Below are 18,308 nucleotides of genomic sequence, written 5' to 3'. Positions count from 1 at the left end.
TCCTTATCTCTGATTTTCTCTGATTATGTCCATAAAACTGCCTGTGTTGTGACCGCCACTGCCACCGTTTAAATTCGGTGTTTTTCCCTTTAAACGCTCGGTAACACCTGCTTGTACATCTTTGTCATAGCTTTCTTTTATCTTGTCAATAACCGCCTTTGTGCTATCCTTGTCCTCTGCTATGATGTACTTTGCAATCTCGGCGGACAGTCCGACTTTGGCAAGTTCCGTTTCGGCATATGCAACGATTTTTTCACGTTCAAACTCTGCCTTTGCTTTTTCAAATTCTTCTCGTTCCTTGTCGTCGTCCTCTTTTTTTCTTTGCTCGTTTGTCAACTTGGCTTTTCTCATGCCCTCGTTTTCAGCGTCCTTTAGCTTTTGCTCAAGTTCCTTTTCCCACTCCGCTTTCGCCTTAGCTATCGCTTCGTCAATCGCCTTTTGATTGTCGCCGTCTTTTTGTTCGGTTGACTTCTGCTCTGTGGACTTCTGCTCTGTGGACTTCTCTTGCTCTTGATTTTCTGTTTGCTCTGCTGTATCTGCCATTCAAATCATTCCTTTCTGAAAAATTGTATAAAAATAAGACGTATAACCCCACGTCTAACAGGGAGATAATCGGATCACCATTCCTTTCTTCTATGTGTATGTTGTGCCTACTCTCACACTATCACCGCCTTTCAGTGTATCAAAAAAGCACGTCCGAAAACGTGCTTTTGCGTATATTTAGTTATTTTTATCTGAAAATTATCTCATTGCCTTTATCCACAAAACCATCAGGAATATTTTGTAGTACAATCCACGGTGAGCCACCTTTTGAAAAGCACCCTCTTGTTTTTTCAACTTTAAACTCTTTTGTCGTATATACTTGCTTATGCTTATTGATGATTTGCAATAGTTTCGCATTCGTAAAATCTTCCTTGCACGGAGTGCAATCCACAATAAATTGATTGTTTATTTTTTGAACATTTATTATTTCACACATAACTATCACTCCAAATACAATAAATTTCGTACGTCTTTTAATTTTTTACCCGTTTTATGTAATCTATATACCCCGTCCCTTGCGAGTACCATTCTTTCGCTGTTTGATAAATTGGGTGTTAATATTGCCGCCCTCAAACTCGCCTGCACTTCTTCTAAAATATCATCACTTTGCGTCTTTCCGTTCAAAAATGCCGCACGGTGTCCGATTATTTCGTGAGCTATGGCACCTTTCATAGAAACATTACTGTTTGGATTGGATTGCTTTTTCTCTGACGGATATACATCAGTTCCAATTCGTAAAACGTCCGCTAAAGAGCCATATGCTGTACAATCATAATCAACATAATAAATACGTTCTCTTGGCATACCCAAAGAAACCGCATAATCTTTAATGCTGTCTATTTGTTCCTGTGAAAGATTTTTCTCGTTTCTTCTTCCGCCCGTAGATACTTTCAATGTATCTTTATCTACCTTTATTATACCACGTTTTTCACTATTTGCAACATATTTTAACGCATTTCTTTGCTCGTCCGACAGTCCGTTTTTCCATTCATTAAACGTCATACTGCCGTCAACCTTGTAATTTTCGCCCGTCAACGGGTCACGGGCGATACGAGTTGACAAATTCACGTCTGCCATAACCGTAACACAACGACAGCGCGGGTGTATCGGCGGGAAGTTTTCGCCCTCAACGGCTTTGTCGGTATCAAACACGCTACCGTCAAGATTACCGCAAGTGTCACACGTCAATTCAGACAGCGCCGCAACAAAACGATACTGTTTTATACCTATTTCCTCGTATGCCATTCTCTGCCCTTGGTTCATAAAATGCGCCGTTTCACTTCGCACAAGTGTTTCGGCTGATGTTCGTATTCCGCCCGGTGCAGTATCTTTGACGTAATCAATCAGCTTGTCGGTCATACGGCTTACACTGTGACCGCTGATAATACCGTCCTCAATCGTCTGTCCGACTGCCTGTATAAATCTGTCGTTATGTATCCACACTCTCGCGCTGTAGTTGTGACCATGCCACGGCTCTCTTAACACCATATTAACCGCTCTTTGCGGAACGAGTGAAAAATCAATTCCGCAGTTCAATCCCTTTGCGGTATCAAATATGTTTGTATAATATGCCGTCTTTACCGCACTGTCATACAGTTTCTTTTGCTCTTTTATAGCCTCATTTGCAACGTGTCTGAAATAGATGTACACATTACGTTTCAATCCCTCTAATCGGCTAATTCTCGCACCGTATGACTGTGCATTTATGCGGTTTAGAATTTCTTTTTTAACCGTCTTGTCGTCTGTTTCGTCGTACAGTTCGAGCAGTTCTTCATATTGCTTGTCGCTGTCAGCTATGCTCATCAGCCGACGTGCCTCTTTTTCGGGTATATCGGTTGAAATATAGGCTTTAAACGTTTTCTCAATATCATTGTTTACATTCTTGATTGCTCGCTCATATGCCTTAATTACACCGTCCTTAACGCTGTCCGCTTGCGATTGTAAATATGTTTCAACTTCAACGGCACGTTTTACCCAATATGCCTTACTCTTCATTGTAGTTTACTTTCCTTGCCGAAATTTCTGCGATACGCATATCTTCGGCGGACTTTTCCGCTTGCTCTCTGCGTGCAATTTCAACTTCTTCCTTTGCGTCTGTGATGAATGGCAAACGCTCTAATAATGTTTCGTCAGACGCAAGACCTTTGAGGTAATTAATCATCTGTGCTATTTCAAGTTCGTTTGCAGGCAAGTTATATGTAAATCCTATATCAACTCTGTGCGACGGCACTTCTTTCATTGCGTTTAATGTCACTAAGAAATTGTTGTAAATCTCTAAACGTTTTCTTAATGTCTTAGCAAAATTACGTTCTTTGTTCTTGACGTGCTGTTCAAATCCCAACAGCTTATACTTTATCGCCACACCCGACAAATTGTTGCCGAAACTTTCGTCCGACAAATCGGGAACGTGTGACAGACGGTGTATATCGTCCTTGATGTCGTCACGCAACACCTTTGTATCAGCCTCGTTCAGCACCTTTGACAGATACTCCGCTTTTGCGTCGCCGTCACCCATCAAAATGCGTTCTACCAATAATTTTTTTGCCTGTTCGGTGTCAAGGTCGCAGTTACACAAAAACAACAGCGAATTAACAAATTGCTCTTTGTCATTAATTCTATCTGACATCAACACATTGTATGCGTCAATCTGTGTTATCAACTGTTCAAAATCGCCCTGCATTTCCGTATTATTTCTGTATTCAATAATCGGCACATCGAAAAAGTAATGTGGTTCAACATTTTGCAATGACAATGCCGTATAGCTGTCAAGACCTGTGTATGTATATATAAACGATTCGTCATACACACGACAAATACTGCCTGTACAGTAGCCGTCAAGGTCGTATTTCTTGTAGTAATACACCGCAAACAACGGCTTTTCAAATGCCGACTGTGAGTAACATACAAATGTATGCTCCGGATCCAATCGGACACTTCTCGGCTTGCTTTTTTCGTCTGCATAAATCAGTTCATATGCTTTGCCGTAAATGCTCATATTCTTTACAATTTCACTGTCAACACTCGGCATATCCTGTTCCAAATATTCGTTTTTGATTGCCTCAATATCGTATTCGTCCGACACCGCATACGTTACAGGATTGCCGACAAGATAACTCTGTGTCATATCCGTTATGTACTTTGCGTGATTACACATTATGCGGTTGTTTGCCACGTTTTTGCCCCTTTTTCTGCGGTTTAAAATGCGGTGGTCGCCCATATAGTAATCGTGCAATAATCGGTATCTCTGTCGCTCTCGCTCGTGTCGTTCAATCAATTTCGTTATGATAAACGGTGTCACACCGCCTGCGACTATATCTTCATCAATTATCATATTCCGTACTCCTCTCTTGAATAGATTTTAGCTTTCTTATCCTTGCGCCAACTCTCAACGCCGTATCTCAGTGCCGCCATTGCGTCATCAAATACATTGACAGGTTCGTCCGTATATTCGCCCGACTTTTCATCAACTCGCCAACGCCATTGCTGTATCTCTTTGATTACATTCACGCAAGACGGATGAATATGTATCTTTCTGCCTTTTAACCAGTCAATCTGCGATTGTATGCTGTTCGGATTTTTAACAACTGCCCTTGCTCGATAGCCTGCCTTTCGCCACATTTTTATACGGTCCGGCTCTGCACTGTCGCACCACATTGCAAGACTTTTACTGAACTTACCGTCAGCCTTAGTGATAATTTCGGTCGTATCCATTTCGTGTACATACAGTTCATTACAAACGTAAATATCGCCGTCCTTATAGCCTAACGTCAATATAGCATTTGCGTGATTAAAGCCGAAGTCCTGTCCTATCGCCATAGCGTCAAAACGGCTCATATCTGTTTCAAATTCCTCAATGCGATAATTTGAGAATATCAATCCGCCTGTTTCGCCCCATTCGCCCAAGCCGTAAATCCTGTAGCCCTCAGGGTCAACCTCTTTACGTCGTAACATACGTTGTCGATACGCCTCATCACAAAATCGGTTTGTTAAATATGTGCTTTGATGCGTTAAGACGTTATCGTCCTGTATATCGAAAAACACTTTCTTTATCCAGTGACTTGACGATACAGGGTTAAATGTCAATTTTATCTGATAAAAAAGACCGTCGGGGAGTTCACCTCTCAAACGGTCATCTATAATTTCAAAATCCTGTTGCACAAGCTCCGTAGCCTCTTCAATCCATACATCTGTCAATTTACCGTTTGCAAATGTGATTGATTTCAGCTTTTCACGTTGCTTGTTATCGTTTACACCACGAAATATAATCTTGTTGCCGTTTATACAGGTGAACGACAACGGACTTTGCGTAACTCGCCACGCTCTGCCAACGCCCATACGGTTTATGGCACTTTCAAGCTCCGCAAACGTACTGTCACGGTTTGTTATATCGGACTTTCTCACACATACAAGATTACGTCCCTTGTCACGCATTAAACGCAATATGTACAGTTGTGCAGTATCAACGCTCTTGCCACTTCCGGCACTGCCTTTCATTACAACATAACGCTTTTTACATTGATGTACAGGTTTGAATATCGGATTGAACGGTACTGTTACTTTGTTCATTCGTCCTCACCACCGTAATCAATCTTAATGCTGTAGTCCATATCACCGTCAACGTTTAATTTGTCTGTGAACAATGCGTAGTATTTACCCAACATTTCCGCCGCTTTGTTTACGTCAGACACCTTTGTCGGTATTTCAACGCATATCGGTTGCTCCGCCTCGTCAGTGACTTTCTTGCCCTTGTTGTTATAGTGTGATTTACGTGCTTTGCACGTCACAACAACCGTTTCGGGTTTCTCACGTCGCATAACAGCCGTAAGCGTTTTCAATACCTCATCTTGTTTGGCAATAAGAGCGTCCTCTTTCTCTTTCAGCCGTTTTTGAATATATTCCTGAATTTCAGGTTTCTTCAAGTTCTCATTCCCAATCGAATACGCTGTCTTTTCCGAATATCCCGCTCTTAACGCCGCTTGCGTTGCATTCAAATCAATCAAATATTCCTCACAAAATAACTTTTGTTTTTCAGTCACTCTTATCACCTCACTTTCGCATTTTCCGATTAACTACATCGTATATCCGTTTTTTATCATCGCACGTTTAAACGCTTTGCGCTTGTGCCTACACTCGCACCAATTTTTATTATCCTCGTTCCATTTGCGTATGAACTTCTTGCGTTCTCGTTCGTATCTTCGTTTTTGCCAATATGCCTTTATTCTTTCGAACATTGTTTTCACCTTTCCACTTCTTTTTTTATTTTTCATTTCAAAGTCTTTATGATTTCTTTCTCTCGTTCCGACAGCTCCCAAACATGTTCTGCAGCTTTAAGTTCTGCAGCTTTAAGTTCTGCAGCTTTAAGTTCTGCAGCTTTTTTGCCCGATATTAAATAACCGTTACCGAAAATGCTTTTTTTGAATTTTCGCTGACTATCTAAATCACGCATAAAATATCCATTTTCTCGCTTTATCGCAAAATCAACACCATATCGCGAAAGTGTATTCATTCTGCATGCTGTCAATATGTTATCAGGATAAGTATACTTAGGTAATTGTTTTTTTATTTTTCGCAAATTTTCTTTATCTGCATTTTCTAAACGCTTATATAATTTGCTACTACTTTCAATCAGATTATCTGTCATATTTGTTACAAACGATGTATTAACTTTTGCACCGTTTTCATATGTCACGCTATACCCTACGCAGATTATATTTGCGTGTCGTGTTAATCCAATAATAGTTAAACCCGGTGCAAACAAGAAAAATTTTATCCCTTGCGATTGATACCATTTCACTATCTGTGCCAATATTGAAAACGGCGGATTATCCACAACAATACTATCAGACATATAATTATACTTCTCGTAATCTCCACCCGGATAAAAAGGACGTACAAACTTGTTACGATCCACTTTAAATCGTGTTGCAACATAATCCGCAACCGTTTCGTAAATATTATCAGGTGTATAACAATCATCAGTCGTTTTCTTCGGTTTAAATTTATCTTCAAATTCTTTATATTCAGTTGTATTTTCTCCGCCGTAAACATTCTCGGCTTTATCCTTAATATCGTTTAAATCCATATTTCCTCCAAATAAAAACAGACTGCATATGATTAACACATACAATCTGCCGTTTTTTTAATATCTCCACTCCCACCAATCACACGAGATATTCACCCATCATCTCACGATGATACACCGCTTATGTTACTTATTTCATGATATACTATATCACAGGTGCAATATAACATTCTATAACATCTTTAATTAAATTCAAAGCCTTGCCGTGCAGACGGCATATTTGCATATAGCTGTAATTCATTTTACAAGCAATCATTTCCCACGTTTGAAAATTGAGATAACGCAGAATTAATATAGTTCGAAGTGTTGCGTCATCGAGTTTATTCACGTTTTCCAAAATCTCTTTTTTAATTTCGTACAGTCTGTCAATGCGTTTATCTATCAATTCGGAATAAGCGGCATAGCTTACAAACTTATTCTCCGAAGTATTCACGTTTGACGTCTGCACCTTTTCACTGCCCGACTGAGCCACAGTGCTTGTTGCGTTTGTCAATGCTCTCTCCTGCTCCGCAATAAGTGCGTTAATCTCCTCGTCCGTCTTTCTCGCTCTCGAAAGCCATTCTTTACATTCTTTAATCGTCAAATCAATTCCCCCTATGCTTTCTTATCCGGTACATACTCCGGACACTTTGTTATTCTATACGAATCATACGTCTTGCGGTGTACCTTTTCAGCGGTCCAACCCTCAACAGGCTGAAAGCAACTACTCCACGAACACCATCCGCAAGCATTCTGGCACGTCCAACATAATTGTTCTTTAACCATTTTGCGCCTCATCTAATCGCTGAACATACTCGGTAAAATACCATAGCAGTTCATCTTTGAATACTTCAATAGCTTCCTCTGTTTTTTGGGATGTTGAGAAATATATAGCATTCGGTCGTCTTAATTTCCGTTCTATTCCTATGTTTAATTCATTTAAACTATAATTATATGCAAAACAATATTTATTGATTTTATCATTTTTCCAATCAGACACAGAAATAACCTTGTCATTTTGTGCCTGCCACTGTCTTAAACAACGCAATAACCTATCAGCTCTTGCATTGTTCTCAGCAATGGTTTTATCGCTGTAATAATTGCCTACATCATAACGATTTTGGTCAAATAGGACGGTATTCTCATTTTCTATTACTAAATCTATAGTATTGACAAAATAATACTTCTTATTGTTACATTCTTCTCTTCTCTCATATCCTGTTTTAGGCTTATCCTCAATCAATCCCAGCTTTTTTAGCTGTTCAAACAATACTGTCTCTTTTAACTGTTCCTCAGGTATTTCAGCCTGAACGCTTTTATCGTTCACTTTCAACTCTACTTTCATTACTTTTCCTCCTTAATTTTATTTCACCTCAACGCTCACACCCTCGTGCGTGTGCCAATACAATTTGTAATGATATGGGTCTGTATGTGTCCCTGTAATATCTTCAACCGCATACATTGTGTATTCATTTAAATACACATAGTTTTTCTTATACGAATTCTCACCCGTTTTAACAGTTATCACCAATTCGTTAGTTGTATTATTGGATATACTCATATATCCCTCCGCCTCAAGCACGATATTATCTGTTCGTGCATTGTAAACGGTGATTTTTCGTTCGCATTCAAAATAGTCTGCCTGTTTTGACATATTGTAGTTTACCATTTCCGCCTCCGAACACGCCGTCAGCATTACTGCTATGCAAAACATCATCAATATTCCAATTATTTTTATAAATCTTCTTTTCATTTATTATTCCTCCGTATAATCCTAACCTCATTTCCTATCTTAATTTGTTCGTAAAAGTCTATCATACCTATGTTTCCGGCTAAATCCAATGCTCCGAGCACTTTTGCATACCAAAACTCCGCCACATCACTGTTTATTGCTATTTTTATATTGTGCTTTGCATTTTCTATATAGTTATAAAACTCGTTTTTTAATTCTTCTTGTTTTCTTTTCTTAAACCTCTTTATCAAATTCATTTTTATTCCTCTCTTTCTTTATCACAAAATCACTTCTTTGCTATCTTCCCATATCTCTGCCTTTTCAGCCACTAACGGAGCAAGTCCCGCGTCAGTTGACACCGTATATTCACCATATCCTTGTTCCATTAATTCTTTGAACTTTTCATAAAAATCTGTGACTGTCATTTTCTTATTCCTCCAACAATTCGGGATTATCATTCATATCGTGTATATTGCCTATAACACTGGCTGATTTCCCGTCACCGCACCAGTATAATAAATCTTCTCGTAGCGTCATTAACGGCTCATGTTGCCACTCTATGACAAAACCGCAGTCATTACACGCACGTTGTCTGTCGTATGTATTTCTGTATTTAACTATTCCTAAACACGCTTTCTCCGTTGTGAAATGCGGTTCATATCGGAATATACTTCCCTCAAAAACTCGGTTTCCTTTTTTGTCGGTAACTCCTGTAAATTGTCCTACTGTTTCAGGTATAACCCTATGTGCACAGTCAACATCATTTGATGAATTATCAATTATATACACTACTTCATCTTTTACATCATCAGCTTTTTGCTGAAATATACCGCCTGTTATCCATTCTCCATTGTCTATACGTTTACCTCTGAATAGTATCTCTCGCATTATGCATCCTCCTCAATACTTACAATCAATTTCCAACTTGCTCGCCATTGCCTTTTTTATAATTTTCAGCAACGTTTTATTTGTGTGTTTCGGTAGCGGCTTTTTGTTGTAGCCGCTACCCTTAAATCCCTTATACTTTTTGCTCATTCTGTAAACTCCAATTTCAAACGTTGTCCACATTCAACGCAATATTTATCGCCGAATATGTCTTTTGTACCGTTGCCGCAATTAGGACAAATGAATTGATTGCCGTCAAATCCTATTTTTTGGGGAATTTGTTTTTTCAATGTTTTTTGTACAATAGCCAATGCCATATCTTGTTCGACAGTCATTTCGTCTTTTCGTATAGCATTTGTAATAACCTCTATTGTTTGTTCGTATGTCATTCCTCTTTTCATCGGCTCAAAATTTTTATCTTCCTCCAACAGAGCCGTAAGCAACAGCAAATAATTTATACTGTCACCTATCTTTTCAGCCCACATTTCTTCTGATATTGCCTTGCCCTGTTCGTAATCGTCAATCAAATCATACACGCTGACAGTATGCTTTGCCATCATACCGCCTAACGCTTTTACAGGTGTACATTTCTGCAATTCGCCTGCTACTTTGAAATTGTGTAATCTATCATCGGTTGCATATTCTTCCGCTTTACTGCATAGAACGCTTTTACACGTTTCTATGCGGTTATTTATAACTTCTTCAAATTGTTCAGTTCTCATATCGTCACCTCTTATTCGCACGGCTCGTACTTCGCGTGGAACACATCAGGCTTACACGGGTAATATTCCCCTCGTAGTCCTCTGATGATGTAATCGCCGACGCTTGCCTTCATATCGCCTTCTAATGTTGATATAAATATAACAGGCTCTAAGCCCTCTACACGGATAATATGTTTTTCTAATCCATTTGTAAATTTTATAATTTCATCAAGGTTATGCCCTTCCCATTGTACCGCCTCAATTTCACACGGTTTTGTTCTAAACTTCATTCTTGTTCCTCCAATTCAATCACCTTAAATATTTCACTTTGTTGTTTAGCACCGTCATTTTTATCAATAATGCCCTGTTTTATTGCAGTATATAAATCAGCTAATCGTGCTATGATGAAACATTCCCCGCAATTAAATTCACCACTGTTATACATATCGTCATAGCATTTTGCAAACTTTTCGCCATCGGTTACACATATATCCGACAATTCGTTTGCCTTAGCTTTCAGCTTATTTCTTGTAGCTTTATCAATCATCATTCAGCACTTCCTCAATGAACTTTTTAAATCCGTCAAATTCAGACGGTCTAAGGACTGTCACCGCACCGCCGGAAGTTAATATTTTATCTAAATGACTGCGTTGCAACGGTGCCAACTTACCGTGTTCAGCTTTAATCTCAACACCTATAAACTTACCATTCGCACATACAAGCAAATCAGGAACGCCCGCTCTTGTACCTCCGCAACCATAATATTTAACCACATAACAGCCTTTACTTCTAAGCCATTGCTTAACTCGATTTTCAAAATTCTTTTCCTCTGCCATCAGCCAAATTCCTTTCTGAATAATTCGTCTGTATAATCTTTTCGCATTAACAGACACTCATATATCTTTTCTTCCACGCTCTTATGGCACATCATTATGTGATAATAGCATTGTTTTTCTTGACCGATACGGCATATTCTCGCTTTTGATTGCTCAAACAGTTCCGAACGTTCCGGCAGAGAAAAATATATAATTCTGTTCGCCTTTTGCAAATTTAATCCCATAGCTCCGGCTTGATATTGTATCAATGTAACTGAATTATCGTTATTTTCGTATGCCTTTAGGTTCTTGATCTGTCCGTTTACTATGCTTATCGGTCTATCAAACAGCACTTTTCTTAATGCTTCAAGTTCGGTATTGAAATTGTAGAATATAATAACCCTGTCAGATGTAGAATTAACTAAATCAATTAATCGCGATATTTTGTCTTTGCTATATGCACTGCATAACATTCTTGCATACAGTCTTTTTGACAATGTACTGTCGCCTGTCAATTCCTTATCGTCTATCTTGATTACTCGGTCTTTCATAAACTTTTTATAGTCTGATGAAACAGTCGAATATTCCTTGATAAACTTCTTTTCAGGTAACTTAATAACTTCTTCCGCCTTAGCGAATACCGCTCCGTATTCCTTTAGTTTTGCCTTTAATTCGCTTACATTCTTGTATCCTGTAACTACTCTGAACATTGGACCGCCGTAACTTCGCAATTCCGTTTTTATGTATCGGTTATAATATGCTGTTTTTGTAATCTTCCAACCTAACAATCGTAACTGCGAATACAGGAACTCATACTTGCCGTCTGTCGGTGTACCGGATAACAATATTGTATGTGACGGTTTCAACGATAATATGAACTTCGTACGTTTTGCAGTTTCATTTTTTATCATTGAACTTTCATCTAACATCATAGTGAAATCCTTTAGTTTCCTTAGTTCTTCACGTCTGTAAGCCAATTCATAATTTATGATACCGATACATTTGTATATCGGATATATCATAAATCCCTGCATATCCTTTTTATTCGTCAAATCAAATACTGCATAATCCGTATAATGCTCTTTGAAATGCTCGCACCAGTCTTTGATTTTAGACTTCTGACACACAATTATATTCACGCGTTCACCGTATAATCGTAATCGTTCACTGCCTATAAACGTCTTACCTAATCCCATATCATAGTAAAATGCCGAATTATCTTTATCACTTGTCAATGCAAGTGCTTTTTCTTGATAATCAAATAATTTCATTGTTTAACTCCTTATATATGCGTCCCCACGCCCCCAAACAGTATTTTTAAAATTGGGGGCTACCGAATGCGATACCTATGCGATTTATCGGTATATGTCCCCAATGTCCACACATTTTTTATTACTCTATATAGAACAATATTTTTTGATTTTTTATAACTAATCAAATAAATATTACTATATATACATTATAGTTTTGTTGAGGACGTTGGGGACTTGGGGACACTTTTTATATTAAAATGGTAAATCTTCATCATTTTCAATGTTCTCGTAGTCGTCTATATCATCTACATAGATACAGATACAATGTGCTTTTGCGCCATTAATTCGCTTGGATATATCACGTCTGCCGTTTTCGTGACGTGCAATTTTATGGTTACGAATCATCCATGAAAGTGTTGACTGCGGATTAAATCCGCCGTCAGTAATTATCGAATTAAACCGATTTTTCAATATGTATATATTGCCGTCCTGTTCTATTCCCCAACACTCATTGCCGTTTGATGTGAAATTGCTATGATTTGCGATAATTTCTTCACGCAGATAATCATACGCACGTCTGTTGACGTTCAACATATCCTTGGTCTGCAAATATGGTTTAATATCATCTATACTGATTCGTACACCGTCATTAAATATCCAACGTTCAGACAGTTCATCAGCGGTTAATAATGCCGCCGCTGACGCAATTTGTTTGTCCGTTGCCTCTGTATTATCTTCCAACAGTTTAATATACTTTTCGTGCAATGCTCGTGCTTCGGCGATATTTCCGGTTAAATTATCAACAAATTCTTTACCGGCGTGACCGTAATTCGCTTGTATCGTTCTGCAAAATTCTCTCGGATTTTTGAAGAACTTACCGCCGTTACATTCGATTTCAATAACACGATTGACTGCACCGCCACCCGATGACATTGACGTTATCGGACGTTCACCTGTGGTTATAATACAATTTCGCCACGTCTTAATATTTTGTATACCACCGTCTTTTTTACCGCGTAAACGTCCTGTACCCTCGCACAGGCGGTATATTATATCATCAAAATCAGAACGTTTATTCAGTATCTGCAATTCGTCCATACATAACGGCAGTGAGTTCAAACACGCCGCATATAATTCATTACCTACATCAGTAGAATTGAATGTATAGGCATATTTACCAATAACCGGCTCAGCCCATACAGACACTGCCGCAAGTAGCGCAACCGATTTACCCGTTTCTGTATCGCCCCATAGGTGAACGAAGAACGGCAATGCTCCGAGCGGTTTTAACAGTACACTCGCAAAACTCGCCGCCATAACCATGCGAACAACTATATTACCGTTTTTGCGGTAATCTCTGATTGTTTTAAGCCATTTTTCATAACTGCCGACCTCTCTTACCGAATTAAATAACTGTCTGAAACTGTCCTGTCCCTCAAACTCCAAATCTGATATATACGGTGCAAATTCTTTAAATCCTCTGCCTACCCAACCCATATGATCGCACGATTTCTTTTCGATTATTTTGTCGTAATTTATACTTTCAAAATCACTTAAAAACTGTACAAGTGCCTTTGCATTTTCTGATGTTACACCGACACCGTATTCAGCTAATTTTACGATTTTATTCGCACTTGCAAGGTCAGAACGTGGGACGATTTTAGTTTTATAATTTCGTCCCGGTCTGCCGTAAACAAGTTGCACACTTTCAACATCAGTATCTACATTTGAATATCTTGTTATCATAAATATCGGGTGTGGACACGCCGTCACTTTTTCACTAAACTGCCCTTTAAACCTATACACTCCGTCATCAGTTGCAATCCATTCGCCTGTGTCCCACATTATCGCCGTACCGCTGAACTCCATTACATTGCCGTAAACAATACTTTGACCTTTTTGCGCTCTGACGTAGTTTTTGAATTGCGTCCGAAAGTTGGATACATCAAGTTCTTTCGCTTTGTCCGCCATTTGTGCCACAAGCTGACCTTTGATAAACTCGTTGCCGTCAGCTTGGTCTATTATCCATTGAAACGGTTTTGATGATATTAAAAAATCGTCCTTACTGAAATCGGGTATCGTTATTCTGTTTTCATTCTCCATAGCACCCATTCCTTAACCTATATTAAAACGGCAAATCTTCTTCCGATTCGTTCTCATCATCAAATCCGCTTGTATCAAATCCCGATGCACTTCCGTCAAGCAGTTTATCCTGTGGAATTTCGGACATTTCCAATCCTTTGATACTTCTTACCGCTCTTGCCTTAGTCGCCCATTTTTTTTGACCGTTCATCAGGTATTGTTCACGTCCAAACAATACACCTATTTTCTTACCCTTAAGCGTTTTTTCGTCCCAATTCCATTCATAGCCCTCATTACTTTCTTCAATACAAGTAATCATACCTTTAAAAAACGGTAATTGTTTACCCTCGTATCCTTGTCTGAAAAGTCCTCCGTTGTTCCACTTTGCCGCCGTTCCCTTTTCTTTAATAGTTTTTGAAAATTGGTCGCTATAAAAATCCTTGTATTCGCCCTCTGCAATATCCAGTTGCAATACCAACTGTTTCTTACCGTTTTTGGTTTCAACCTCTTTTGCACCCTTGATTTCGCAGATATATTTGCCTGCCGGCAATGCTCTGCTCTCACCTGTGTATGCTTGCGCCTCGTCATATCCTTGTATCTTATTCATTATTCTTATCCTCCTCATTCAGTCCGTAATATTCTCTTATTCTTTCGTCAACTGCTTTCAAATCGTTATCAATCTCTAAATCAAACATATCCATAGGCGACTTACACGTTGTATGTCCGTCTGATTGCGTTATGAAACTATGACTTTGACCGTCAGCTTGACATAGCAAAACGATTGAAAACAGTCCCTCAACGGTCAACTGATTGTCCAACATTTTACCGATTGTTTTCGCTTTAATTTTACCGTTTTCGGTCTGCTCGCAATGGTGCAAAAAATATACGATTGTATCATCGGGCAATCCCTCAATAATAAATGTAATCATCTTCTGAAAACGTACCGCCATATCGGTAAACTTCGCATAGCCTGTTTCTTTTGCACGATTAAACGAATCGAACGCCAACAGATATTGACTGTCGTCTATAACGTATCGCTTATACTGCTTTTTACTTAATTCTTTGGCAATAACGTTGTATGTAGCCTTTTTGATTGAATTTAACTTCTTGCGGAACGGAAGTGGCTTACTTGCCACATTAAATATTACCAAATCATCTTCATTAAAATTTCTTAGGCTTGCACTTTTTCCGCTACCGCTTTCACCCATAATTAAAACCGGTATTCCCATATGTATCACTCCTTATTTTATGCTCATATTATTTCTTTCGACTAACTCTGCATGCGGAATATCAAAACCGCCCTGCAACATTCCCTTAATGACCGCTTTGTTTGGCTCCGGTTGCTTATATGTCAGTAAGTCACTGTTACTCTTTATTGCATAGTCGATAAATTCGTCATCAACTTCTACTGCTGTTGATTTTCTGTAGCTTATCGCCACTTTTGATGTACTGAACTTATTGCCTTGCAATGCTTGGTTTACATAGTCCTTTAATTGTTCAGCCTTGTTTTCCAACGACTTACGACGTTCCGCAAGTGCTTTTTCTTCTTCTCTTATAGCTTTGCTCTCGGCTACAAGATTTTTATACCATAACGCTGTATTTTCGATTTTTTCTTCCTTTTGCATTTGTAGTTCTTCAAATGCCTCATAATCCTTTATTTCGCCTGTTTCTTCGTCAATTAAAGAAAACATTGCATTGTCTATTTCGTATATGTTCATTTGACATTTTCCTTTCTATGTGTTAAAATACAAACACAGATAATTAAATCTGTATTTAAGTTTTGACCGTTTCGAGTTGCACCTCATACGGTCTCTTTTTTTATGCTGATTTTGCAGTGACAACCTGCTCCAAGATTATCATTGCTTTTGTACATTTCTGTTTGCTTAAAGGTTTCTTCTGTGTATATCGAACAGAATTTTAATAGTGTATCGCCAGTTTCCTTGTATTGATACATTGCTCTGAAAATCTTGCACGCTTGCTCTATTGTTTCCGCCTCGATGATTATCCAGCCACCCTTAAATGGCTGTCCCTCACTGCCGAATGTAATGTAATAGTTATTCATTCTCTTTCACCTCCCAATCATATTCATCATTATAAATTCTGTCATAATCAGTATCGCACTAAATACAACAACCGATATAGCATACTTAATTTTTTCAGACATTGCACACCTCGTTTCTTTTTACGATGTCCAAAACTTGCTTAACCTGTCTGTCGAACTGTTCCGGTGTTAATTCACCATCCGCCTTACGATATTTTTTATTACATACAATATCTCTTGCCACTTCTGCTAAAATTCTTATACCGTCTATATTCATAACTGACATATTTCGGCGAATTTCTCTTATTAACTTAAACATCTCTTTTACCCCGCTTTCGTTTCTTCTCGTCCTCTTTCATCAGCTTTAAGCTGATTATCAGTCCCACACCGAAACTAATCAGCGCAATTCCTATTGTGTTCATTTGTTTACCTCTCTTTACTTCCTCACAGGCACACAGGAGCCGTCCGCAAAAGGATTAAAACTCTTAGGGAAAGTCTAACTATTTTACGGATAACACGCGGACAGCCCTTGTCTGCCTGTGAGATTTAATTGTTACGACATCTCTCGTGCCAATTTTGCAACCGAGATATATCCGTCTTTAAAATTGAACAGTCTTTCTACCGTTTTTCTGTTCAAACCGCAGAAGTTTTGAACGTCTTTAACTTTTAATAACTCTTTAGTCGGAAAAAATTCCTTAATTCTTTCGAGATTATCTCTATATGATGGTTTCTCTAAAGCCATTTTAATCACCTACTTTCTATCTTCTAATCTACTATAATCCAATCTTTTGCGGCTAAATCCTCTGCGGACGGATTCCAACGACTTGCAGAGGGCTTGTTGTTCTTGAAAACTATACAACATTCTGCACTGTCTGTAGGTTTTATCTTTACACCGGCTAACACCGTTCTTATGTATTTTTTTCGTGCTATAAAACGTTTACGTTTTCTTGCTTTCTTCGCCGCTTTATAAATGTTCATTCTCTCACCTACTTTCATTTACGCTGATTGTATTTCCTTGCTATTTGTGCTATAATCAACCTCAAAGGAGGTGATTATATGAGAATTTACGCAAATCTGCTTGGTAATTGGACTGACATAACCGAAACTGGCACAGTAGCCGACTGTCAAAAACCTGTAACGTATTTCACGGAAAACTTAACATTTCTTGAAGGCTCTACCGTTGCCGAATGTTTTAAATACGGATACATACACGTTCAATATCAAGGTCACGACTATCGCTTACACCCATCTATGATACAAATTATAGATGACTAATATCTTTCATTTCTAATGCGATATTTTTTTGTATAGATTCGGCATCTCCCAAAGACAATTTACAAGATGCCGAATCATACATACGTTCGATAGCGATTTTTAATCTCGACCACTCATAACGTTTTAACCCCGAAAGCATTTCAGCAATCGTTTTTATCTTTTCTTCACTCATTTTCTCGCCCCCTTTCATTTACGCCGTTTTTTTGTTCTTGCAGATATGAAACCAACTTTCAACACAATATCCATCACTTTCAAAGATACAAGATATGATTAAACCTATTGATACTTCTGTACTTTTCCAGTTATTTGTGTTATAAACTGCTATTGCAACACTTATCGGCTATATTTGGGGAAAGACAGCACTTAACAACCAGTTAAACAATACACAAAATACTGCACTTGAGATAATGGAAACTACAATCGTTACCACCAACGGGTGACTCATCAAAAAGTCCCATATATCCATTGCTCAACACTCCCTTTCATTTACGCTGATTGTATTTCCCCGTTATTTGTGTTATAATCACCGTAGAAAGCGAGGTGATTATAATGAGTTTTACAAATTACGAAATCTGTCCACTAATGTCAACTGCTACCGATAAAGCACCCTGTTCTTCACGATGTGCTTGGTACGATGATGAATTAGCTGAATGCGCCATTTCTCGCATAAACGGTAATACAAAATGGTTACAAGATATTAGTGAAAAACTTTCTAATTGCGGCGAGTAATTTTCGCTCCTCTTACCCTATTTGCATTATTATATGGTGTATTAATTTTTAGTAACGGAGTTATTCCTAATTGTTGTAGCAATTCCATTAACTCCGTTGCTTTTTTTATGCTTTCATCAAGTTTTTGATTAAGCTCCGTTGTGTCTGTACCTATGTTTATAGTAACTTTTTCTTCGTTCATTATTATGTAC

32 protein-coding genes are annotated in these 18,308 nt (G+C 38.4%); 1 reads left to right on the top strand and 31 read right to left on the bottom strand.

The features are described from left to right. Positions 1 to 3: 3 nt before the first annotated feature. From ACSAMO_RS11395 to ACSAMO_RS11255, 29 genes are all read right to left on the bottom strand, one after another. Positions 4 to 543 carry a DUF4355 domain-containing protein gene (locus ACSAMO_RS11395; RefSeq protein ID WP_499209355.1) on the bottom strand — a complete coding sequence of 180 codons (540 nt, stop codon included), beginning with the start codon at positions 541 to 543 and terminating at the stop codon, positions 4 to 6. A gap of 187 nt (positions 544 to 730) precedes the next feature. Further along, a complete protein-coding gene (locus ACSAMO_RS11390; RefSeq protein WP_499209354.1) occupies positions 731 to 979 on the bottom strand; it encodes a hypothetical protein in 249 nt (82 codons plus the stop codon). Positions 980 to 984: 5 nt separating this feature from the next. After that, positions 985 to 2,538, bottom strand: coding sequence for a minor capsid protein (locus tag ACSAMO_RS11385; RefSeq protein ID WP_499209353.1), 1,554 nt, complete (start codon positions 2,536 to 2,538; stop codon positions 985 to 987). Then, positions 2,528 to 3,874 (bottom strand): phage portal protein, encoded by a 1,347-nt coding sequence (locus tag ACSAMO_RS11380; RefSeq protein ID WP_499209352.1) that lies wholly within the window; start codon positions 3,872 to 3,874, stop codon positions 2,528 to 2,530. The genes ACSAMO_RS11385 and ACSAMO_RS11380 overlap by 11 nt, the downstream gene beginning before the upstream one ends. After that, complete coding sequence (locus ACSAMO_RS11375; protein WP_499209351.1) at positions 3,871 to 5,109, bottom strand: PBSX family phage terminase large subunit; 1,239 nt, start codon at positions 5,107 to 5,109, stop codon at positions 3,871 to 3,873. Before ACSAMO_RS11375 ends, ACSAMO_RS11380 begins: the two co-directional genes overlap by 4 nt. Beyond that, positions 5,106 to 5,579 (bottom strand): terminase small subunit, encoded by a 474-nt coding sequence (locus ACSAMO_RS11370; RefSeq protein ID WP_499209350.1) that lies wholly within the window; start codon positions 5,577 to 5,579, stop codon positions 5,106 to 5,108. The genes ACSAMO_RS11375 and ACSAMO_RS11370 overlap by 4 nt, the downstream gene beginning before the upstream one ends. A 33-nt stretch (positions 5,580 to 5,612) precedes the next feature. Then, positions 5,613 to 5,774: a hypothetical protein gene (locus ACSAMO_RS11365; RefSeq protein ID WP_499209349.1), complete on the bottom strand. Its 162-nt coding sequence runs from the start codon at positions 5,772 to 5,774 to the stop codon at positions 5,613 to 5,615. Positions 5,775 to 5,806: 32 nt separating this feature from the next. Then, positions 5,807 to 6,625, bottom strand: a complete 819-nt coding sequence (locus tag ACSAMO_RS11360) for a hypothetical protein (RefSeq protein WP_499209348.1) — start codon at positions 6,623 to 6,625, stop codon at positions 5,807 to 5,809. A gap of 145 nt (positions 6,626 to 6,770) precedes the next feature. After that, complete coding sequence (locus tag ACSAMO_RS11355; protein ID WP_499209347.1) at positions 6,771 to 7,208, bottom strand: hypothetical protein; 438 nt, start codon at positions 7,206 to 7,208, stop codon at positions 6,771 to 6,773. Positions 7,209 to 7,219: 11 nt separating this feature from the next. Next, positions 7,220 to 7,390: a hypothetical protein gene (locus tag ACSAMO_RS11350; RefSeq protein WP_499209346.1), complete on the bottom strand. Its 171-nt coding sequence runs from the start codon at positions 7,388 to 7,390 to the stop codon at positions 7,220 to 7,222. Continuing rightward, positions 7,383 to 7,949 carry a hypothetical protein gene (locus tag ACSAMO_RS11345; RefSeq protein WP_412630151.1) on the bottom strand — a complete coding sequence of 189 codons (567 nt, stop codon included), beginning with the start codon at positions 7,947 to 7,949 and terminating at the stop codon, positions 7,383 to 7,385. The genes ACSAMO_RS11350 and ACSAMO_RS11345 overlap by 8 nt, the downstream gene beginning before the upstream one ends. An 18-nt stretch (positions 7,950 to 7,967) precedes the next feature. Then, the gene (locus tag ACSAMO_RS11340; protein ID WP_412630152.1) at positions 7,968 to 8,357 is read right to left on the bottom strand and encodes a beta-sandwich lipoprotein; all 390 of its coding nucleotides are present in this window, start codon (positions 8,355 to 8,357) and stop codon (positions 7,968 to 7,970) included. Further along, on the bottom strand, positions 8,354 to 8,593 hold the full coding sequence (locus tag ACSAMO_RS11335) for a hypothetical protein (RefSeq protein ID WP_499209345.1): 240 nt from the start codon (positions 8,591 to 8,593) through the stop codon (positions 8,354 to 8,356). The genes ACSAMO_RS11340 and ACSAMO_RS11335 overlap by 4 nt, the downstream gene beginning before the upstream one ends. Before the next feature lie 21 nt (positions 8,594 to 8,614). After that, a complete protein-coding gene (locus ACSAMO_RS11330; RefSeq protein WP_499209344.1) occupies positions 8,615 to 8,761 on the bottom strand; it encodes a hypothetical protein in 147 nt (48 codons plus the stop codon). A gap of 4 nt (positions 8,762 to 8,765) precedes the next feature. Next, positions 8,766 to 9,224, bottom strand: coding sequence for a YopX family protein (locus tag ACSAMO_RS11325; RefSeq protein WP_499209343.1), 459 nt, complete (start codon positions 9,222 to 9,224; stop codon positions 8,766 to 8,768). A gap of 12 nt (positions 9,225 to 9,236) precedes the next feature. Then, positions 9,237 to 9,371, bottom strand: coding sequence for a hypothetical protein (locus tag ACSAMO_RS11320; RefSeq protein ID WP_499209342.1), 135 nt, complete (start codon positions 9,369 to 9,371; stop codon positions 9,237 to 9,239). Continuing rightward, a complete protein-coding gene (locus tag ACSAMO_RS11315) occupies positions 9,368 to 9,943 on the bottom strand; it encodes a hypothetical protein (protein ID WP_499209341.1) in 576 nt (191 codons plus the stop codon). The genes ACSAMO_RS11320 and ACSAMO_RS11315 overlap by 4 nt, the downstream gene beginning before the upstream one ends. 11 nt (positions 9,944 to 9,954) lie before the next feature. Further along, positions 9,955 to 10,212, bottom strand: coding sequence for a hypothetical protein (locus ACSAMO_RS11310; protein WP_499209340.1), 258 nt, complete (start codon positions 10,210 to 10,212; stop codon positions 9,955 to 9,957). Continuing rightward, positions 10,209 to 10,472 carry a hypothetical protein gene (locus ACSAMO_RS11305; protein ID WP_499209339.1) on the bottom strand — a complete coding sequence of 88 codons (264 nt, stop codon included), beginning with the start codon at positions 10,470 to 10,472 and terminating at the stop codon, positions 10,209 to 10,211. Before ACSAMO_RS11305 ends, ACSAMO_RS11310 begins: the two co-directional genes overlap by 4 nt. Further along, entirely contained in the window at positions 10,462 to 10,758 is a 297-nt protein-coding gene (locus tag ACSAMO_RS11300; RefSeq protein ID WP_499209338.1) for a VRR-NUC domain-containing protein, read from the bottom strand. Before ACSAMO_RS11300 ends, ACSAMO_RS11305 begins: the two co-directional genes overlap by 11 nt. Then, entirely contained in the window at positions 10,758 to 12,008 is a 1,251-nt protein-coding gene (locus ACSAMO_RS11295) for an SNF2-related protein (protein ID WP_499209337.1), read from the bottom strand. Before ACSAMO_RS11295 ends, ACSAMO_RS11300 begins: the two co-directional genes overlap by 1 nt. Positions 12,009 to 12,242: 234 nt before the next feature. After that, complete coding sequence (locus tag ACSAMO_RS11290) at positions 12,243 to 14,093, bottom strand: DUF927 domain-containing protein (RefSeq protein ID WP_499209336.1); 1,851 nt, start codon at positions 14,091 to 14,093, stop codon at positions 12,243 to 12,245. Positions 14,094 to 14,115: 22 nt separating this feature from the next. Continuing rightward, a complete protein-coding gene (locus ACSAMO_RS11285; RefSeq protein ID WP_499209335.1) occupies positions 14,116 to 14,679 on the bottom strand; it encodes a hypothetical protein in 564 nt (187 codons plus the stop codon). Next, the gene (locus ACSAMO_RS11280) at positions 14,672 to 15,301 is read right to left on the bottom strand and encodes a DEAD/DEAH box helicase family protein (RefSeq protein WP_499209334.1); all 630 of its coding nucleotides are present in this window, start codon (positions 15,299 to 15,301) and stop codon (positions 14,672 to 14,674) included. The genes ACSAMO_RS11285 and ACSAMO_RS11280 overlap by 8 nt, the downstream gene beginning before the upstream one ends. 12 nt (positions 15,302 to 15,313) lie before the next feature. Then, a complete protein-coding gene (locus ACSAMO_RS11275; RefSeq protein WP_499209333.1) occupies positions 15,314 to 15,790 on the bottom strand; it encodes a siphovirus Gp157 family protein in 477 nt (158 codons plus the stop codon). An 83-nt stretch (positions 15,791 to 15,873) separates the two neighbouring features. Continuing rightward, a complete protein-coding gene (locus ACSAMO_RS11270; RefSeq protein WP_499209332.1) occupies positions 15,874 to 16,134 on the bottom strand; it encodes a hypothetical protein in 261 nt (86 codons plus the stop codon). Positions 16,135 to 16,228: 94 nt separating this feature from the next. Further along, complete coding sequence (locus ACSAMO_RS11265; RefSeq protein WP_118446826.1) at positions 16,229 to 16,432, bottom strand: hypothetical protein; 204 nt, start codon at positions 16,430 to 16,432, stop codon at positions 16,229 to 16,231. Positions 16,433 to 16,666: 234 nt separating this feature from the next. Further along, the gene (locus tag ACSAMO_RS11260) at positions 16,667 to 16,855 is read right to left on the bottom strand and encodes a hypothetical protein (protein ID WP_499209331.1); all 189 of its coding nucleotides are present in this window, start codon (positions 16,853 to 16,855) and stop codon (positions 16,667 to 16,669) included. A gap of 23 nt (positions 16,856 to 16,878) precedes the next feature. Then, complete coding sequence (locus tag ACSAMO_RS11255) at positions 16,879 to 17,091, bottom strand: Thoeris anti-defense Tad2 family protein (RefSeq protein WP_499209330.1); 213 nt, start codon at positions 17,089 to 17,091, stop codon at positions 16,879 to 16,881. 78 nt (positions 17,092 to 17,169) lie between these two features. On the opposite strand from ACSAMO_RS11255, the gene ACSAMO_RS11250 reads away from it, so the two are divergent. Beyond that, complete coding sequence (locus ACSAMO_RS11250; RefSeq protein WP_499209329.1) at positions 17,170 to 17,388, top strand: hypothetical protein; 219 nt, start codon at positions 17,170 to 17,172, stop codon at positions 17,386 to 17,388. Here the strand turns inward: ACSAMO_RS11250 and ACSAMO_RS11245 are convergent. Continuing rightward, positions 17,375 to 17,560 carry a hypothetical protein gene (locus ACSAMO_RS11245; RefSeq protein WP_499209328.1) on the bottom strand — a complete coding sequence of 62 codons (186 nt, stop codon included), beginning with the start codon at positions 17,558 to 17,560 and terminating at the stop codon, positions 17,375 to 17,377. The two genes, ACSAMO_RS11250 and ACSAMO_RS11245, sit on opposite strands and share 14 nt — an antisense overlap. A 540-nt stretch (positions 17,561 to 18,100) precedes the next feature. After that, positions 18,101 to 18,298: a hypothetical protein gene (locus tag ACSAMO_RS11240; RefSeq protein WP_483229932.1), complete on the bottom strand. Its 198-nt coding sequence runs from the start codon at positions 18,296 to 18,298 to the stop codon at positions 18,101 to 18,103. Between the last annotated feature and the right edge of the window lie 10 nt (positions 18,299 to 18,308).

The sequence above is a fragment of the Ructibacterium sp. SJQ-7 genome (genome assembly GCF_054696575.1).
Note: the sequence above shows the minus strand (reverse complement) of the source record. Positions and strands in the feature narration are given on the sequence as shown.

What these genes read in the sequence shown, in the direction of transcription:
- ACSAMO_RS11290 (WP_499209336.1), bottom strand. Translation starts at nt 14,093, where the DNA reads ATGGAGAATGAAAACAGAATAACGATACCCGATTTCAGTAAGGACGAT.
- ACSAMO_RS11360 (WP_499209348.1), bottom strand. Translation starts at nt 6,625, where the DNA reads ATGGATTTAAACGATATTAAGGATAAAGCCGAGAATGTTTACGGCGGA.
- ACSAMO_RS11390 (WP_499209354.1), bottom strand. Translation starts at nt 979, where the DNA reads ATGTGTGAAATAATAAATGTTCAAAAAATAAACAATCAATTTATTGTG.
- ACSAMO_RS11315 (WP_499209341.1), bottom strand. Translation starts at nt 9,943, where the DNA reads ATGAGAACTGAACAATTTGAAGAAGTTATAAATAACCGCATAGAAACG.
- ACSAMO_RS11380 (WP_499209352.1), bottom strand. Translation starts at nt 3,874, where the DNA reads ATGATAATTGATGAAGATATAGTCGCAGGCGGTGTGACACCGTTTATC.
- ACSAMO_RS11250 (WP_499209329.1), top strand. Translation starts at nt 17,170, where the DNA reads ATGAGAATTTACGCAAATCTGCTTGGTAATTGGACTGACATAACCGAA.
- ACSAMO_RS11295 (WP_499209337.1), bottom strand. Translation starts at nt 12,008, where the DNA reads ATGAAATTATTTGATTATCAAGAAAAAGCACTTGCATTGACAAGTGAT.
- ACSAMO_RS11395 (WP_499209355.1), bottom strand. Translation starts at nt 543, where the DNA reads ATGGCAGATACAGCAGAGCAAACAGAAAATCAAGAGCAAGAGAAGTCC.
- ACSAMO_RS11375 (WP_499209351.1), bottom strand. Translation starts at nt 5,109, where the DNA reads ATGAACAAAGTAACAGTACCGTTCAATCCGATATTCAAACCTGTACAT.
- ACSAMO_RS11345 (WP_412630151.1), bottom strand. Translation starts at nt 7,949, where the DNA reads ATGAAAGTAGAGTTGAAAGTGAACGATAAAAGCGTTCAGGCTGAAATA.
- ACSAMO_RS11320 (WP_499209342.1), bottom strand. Translation starts at nt 9,371, where the DNA reads ATGAGCAAAAAGTATAAGGGATTTAAGGGTAGCGGCTACAACAAAAAG.
- ACSAMO_RS11385 (WP_499209353.1), bottom strand. Translation starts at nt 2,538, where the DNA reads ATGAAGAGTAAGGCATATTGGGTAAAACGTGCCGTTGAAGTTGAAACA.
- ACSAMO_RS11325 (WP_499209343.1), bottom strand. Translation starts at nt 9,224, where the DNA reads ATGCGAGAGATACTATTCAGAGGTAAACGTATAGACAATGGAGAATGG.
- ACSAMO_RS11305 (WP_499209339.1), bottom strand. Translation starts at nt 10,472, where the DNA reads ATGATGATTGATAAAGCTACAAGAAATAAGCTGAAAGCTAAGGCAAAC.
- ACSAMO_RS11260 (WP_499209331.1), bottom strand. Translation starts at nt 16,855, where the DNA reads ATGGCTTTAGAGAAACCATCATATAGAGATAATCTCGAAAGAATTAAG.
- ACSAMO_RS11280 (WP_499209334.1), bottom strand. Translation starts at nt 15,301, where the DNA reads ATGGGAATACCGGTTTTAATTATGGGTGAAAGCGGTAGCGGAAAAAGT.
- ACSAMO_RS11285 (WP_499209335.1), bottom strand. Translation starts at nt 14,679, where the DNA reads ATGAATAAGATACAAGGATATGACGAGGCGCAAGCATACACAGGTGAG.
- ACSAMO_RS11310 (WP_499209340.1), bottom strand. Translation starts at nt 10,212, where the DNA reads ATGAAGTTTAGAACAAAACCGTGTGAAATTGAGGCGGTACAATGGGAA.
- ACSAMO_RS11330 (WP_499209344.1), bottom strand. Translation starts at nt 8,761, where the DNA reads ATGACAGTCACAGATTTTTATGAAAAGTTCAAAGAATTAATGGAACAA.
- ACSAMO_RS11365 (WP_499209349.1), bottom strand. Translation starts at nt 5,774, where the DNA reads ATGTTCGAAAGAATAAAGGCATATTGGCAAAAACGAAGATACGAACGA.
- ACSAMO_RS11300 (WP_499209338.1), bottom strand. Translation starts at nt 10,758, where the DNA reads ATGGCAGAGGAAAAGAATTTTGAAAATCGAGTTAAGCAATGGCTTAGA.
- ACSAMO_RS11245 (WP_499209328.1), bottom strand. Translation starts at nt 17,560, where the DNA reads ATGAGTGAAGAAAAGATAAAAACGATTGCTGAAATGCTTTCGGGGTTA.
- ACSAMO_RS11275 (WP_499209333.1), bottom strand. Translation starts at nt 15,790, where the DNA reads ATGAACATATACGAAATAGACAATGCAATGTTTTCTTTAATTGACGAA.
- ACSAMO_RS11240 (WP_483229932.1), bottom strand. Translation starts at nt 18,298, where the DNA reads ATGAACGAAGAAAAAGTTACTATAAACATAGGTACAGACACAACGGAG.
- ACSAMO_RS11335 (WP_499209345.1), bottom strand. Translation starts at nt 8,593, where the DNA reads ATGAATTTGATAAAGAGGTTTAAGAAAAGAAAACAAGAAGAATTAAAA.
- ACSAMO_RS11265 (WP_118446826.1), bottom strand. Translation starts at nt 16,432, where the DNA reads ATGTTTAAGTTAATAAGAGAAATTCGCCGAAATATGTCAGTTATGAAT.
- ACSAMO_RS11255 (WP_499209330.1), bottom strand. Translation starts at nt 17,091, where the DNA reads ATGAACATTTATAAAGCGGCGAAGAAAGCAAGAAAACGTAAACGTTTT.
- ACSAMO_RS11340 (WP_412630152.1), bottom strand. Translation starts at nt 8,357, where the DNA reads ATGAAAAGAAGATTTATAAAAATAATTGGAATATTGATGATGTTTTGC.
- ACSAMO_RS11350 (WP_499209346.1), bottom strand. Translation starts at nt 7,390, where the DNA reads ATGGTTAAAGAACAATTATGTTGGACGTGCCAGAATGCTTGCGGATGG.
- ACSAMO_RS11270 (WP_499209332.1), bottom strand. Translation starts at nt 16,134, where the DNA reads ATGAATAACTATTACATTACATTCGGCAGTGAGGGACAGCCATTTAAG.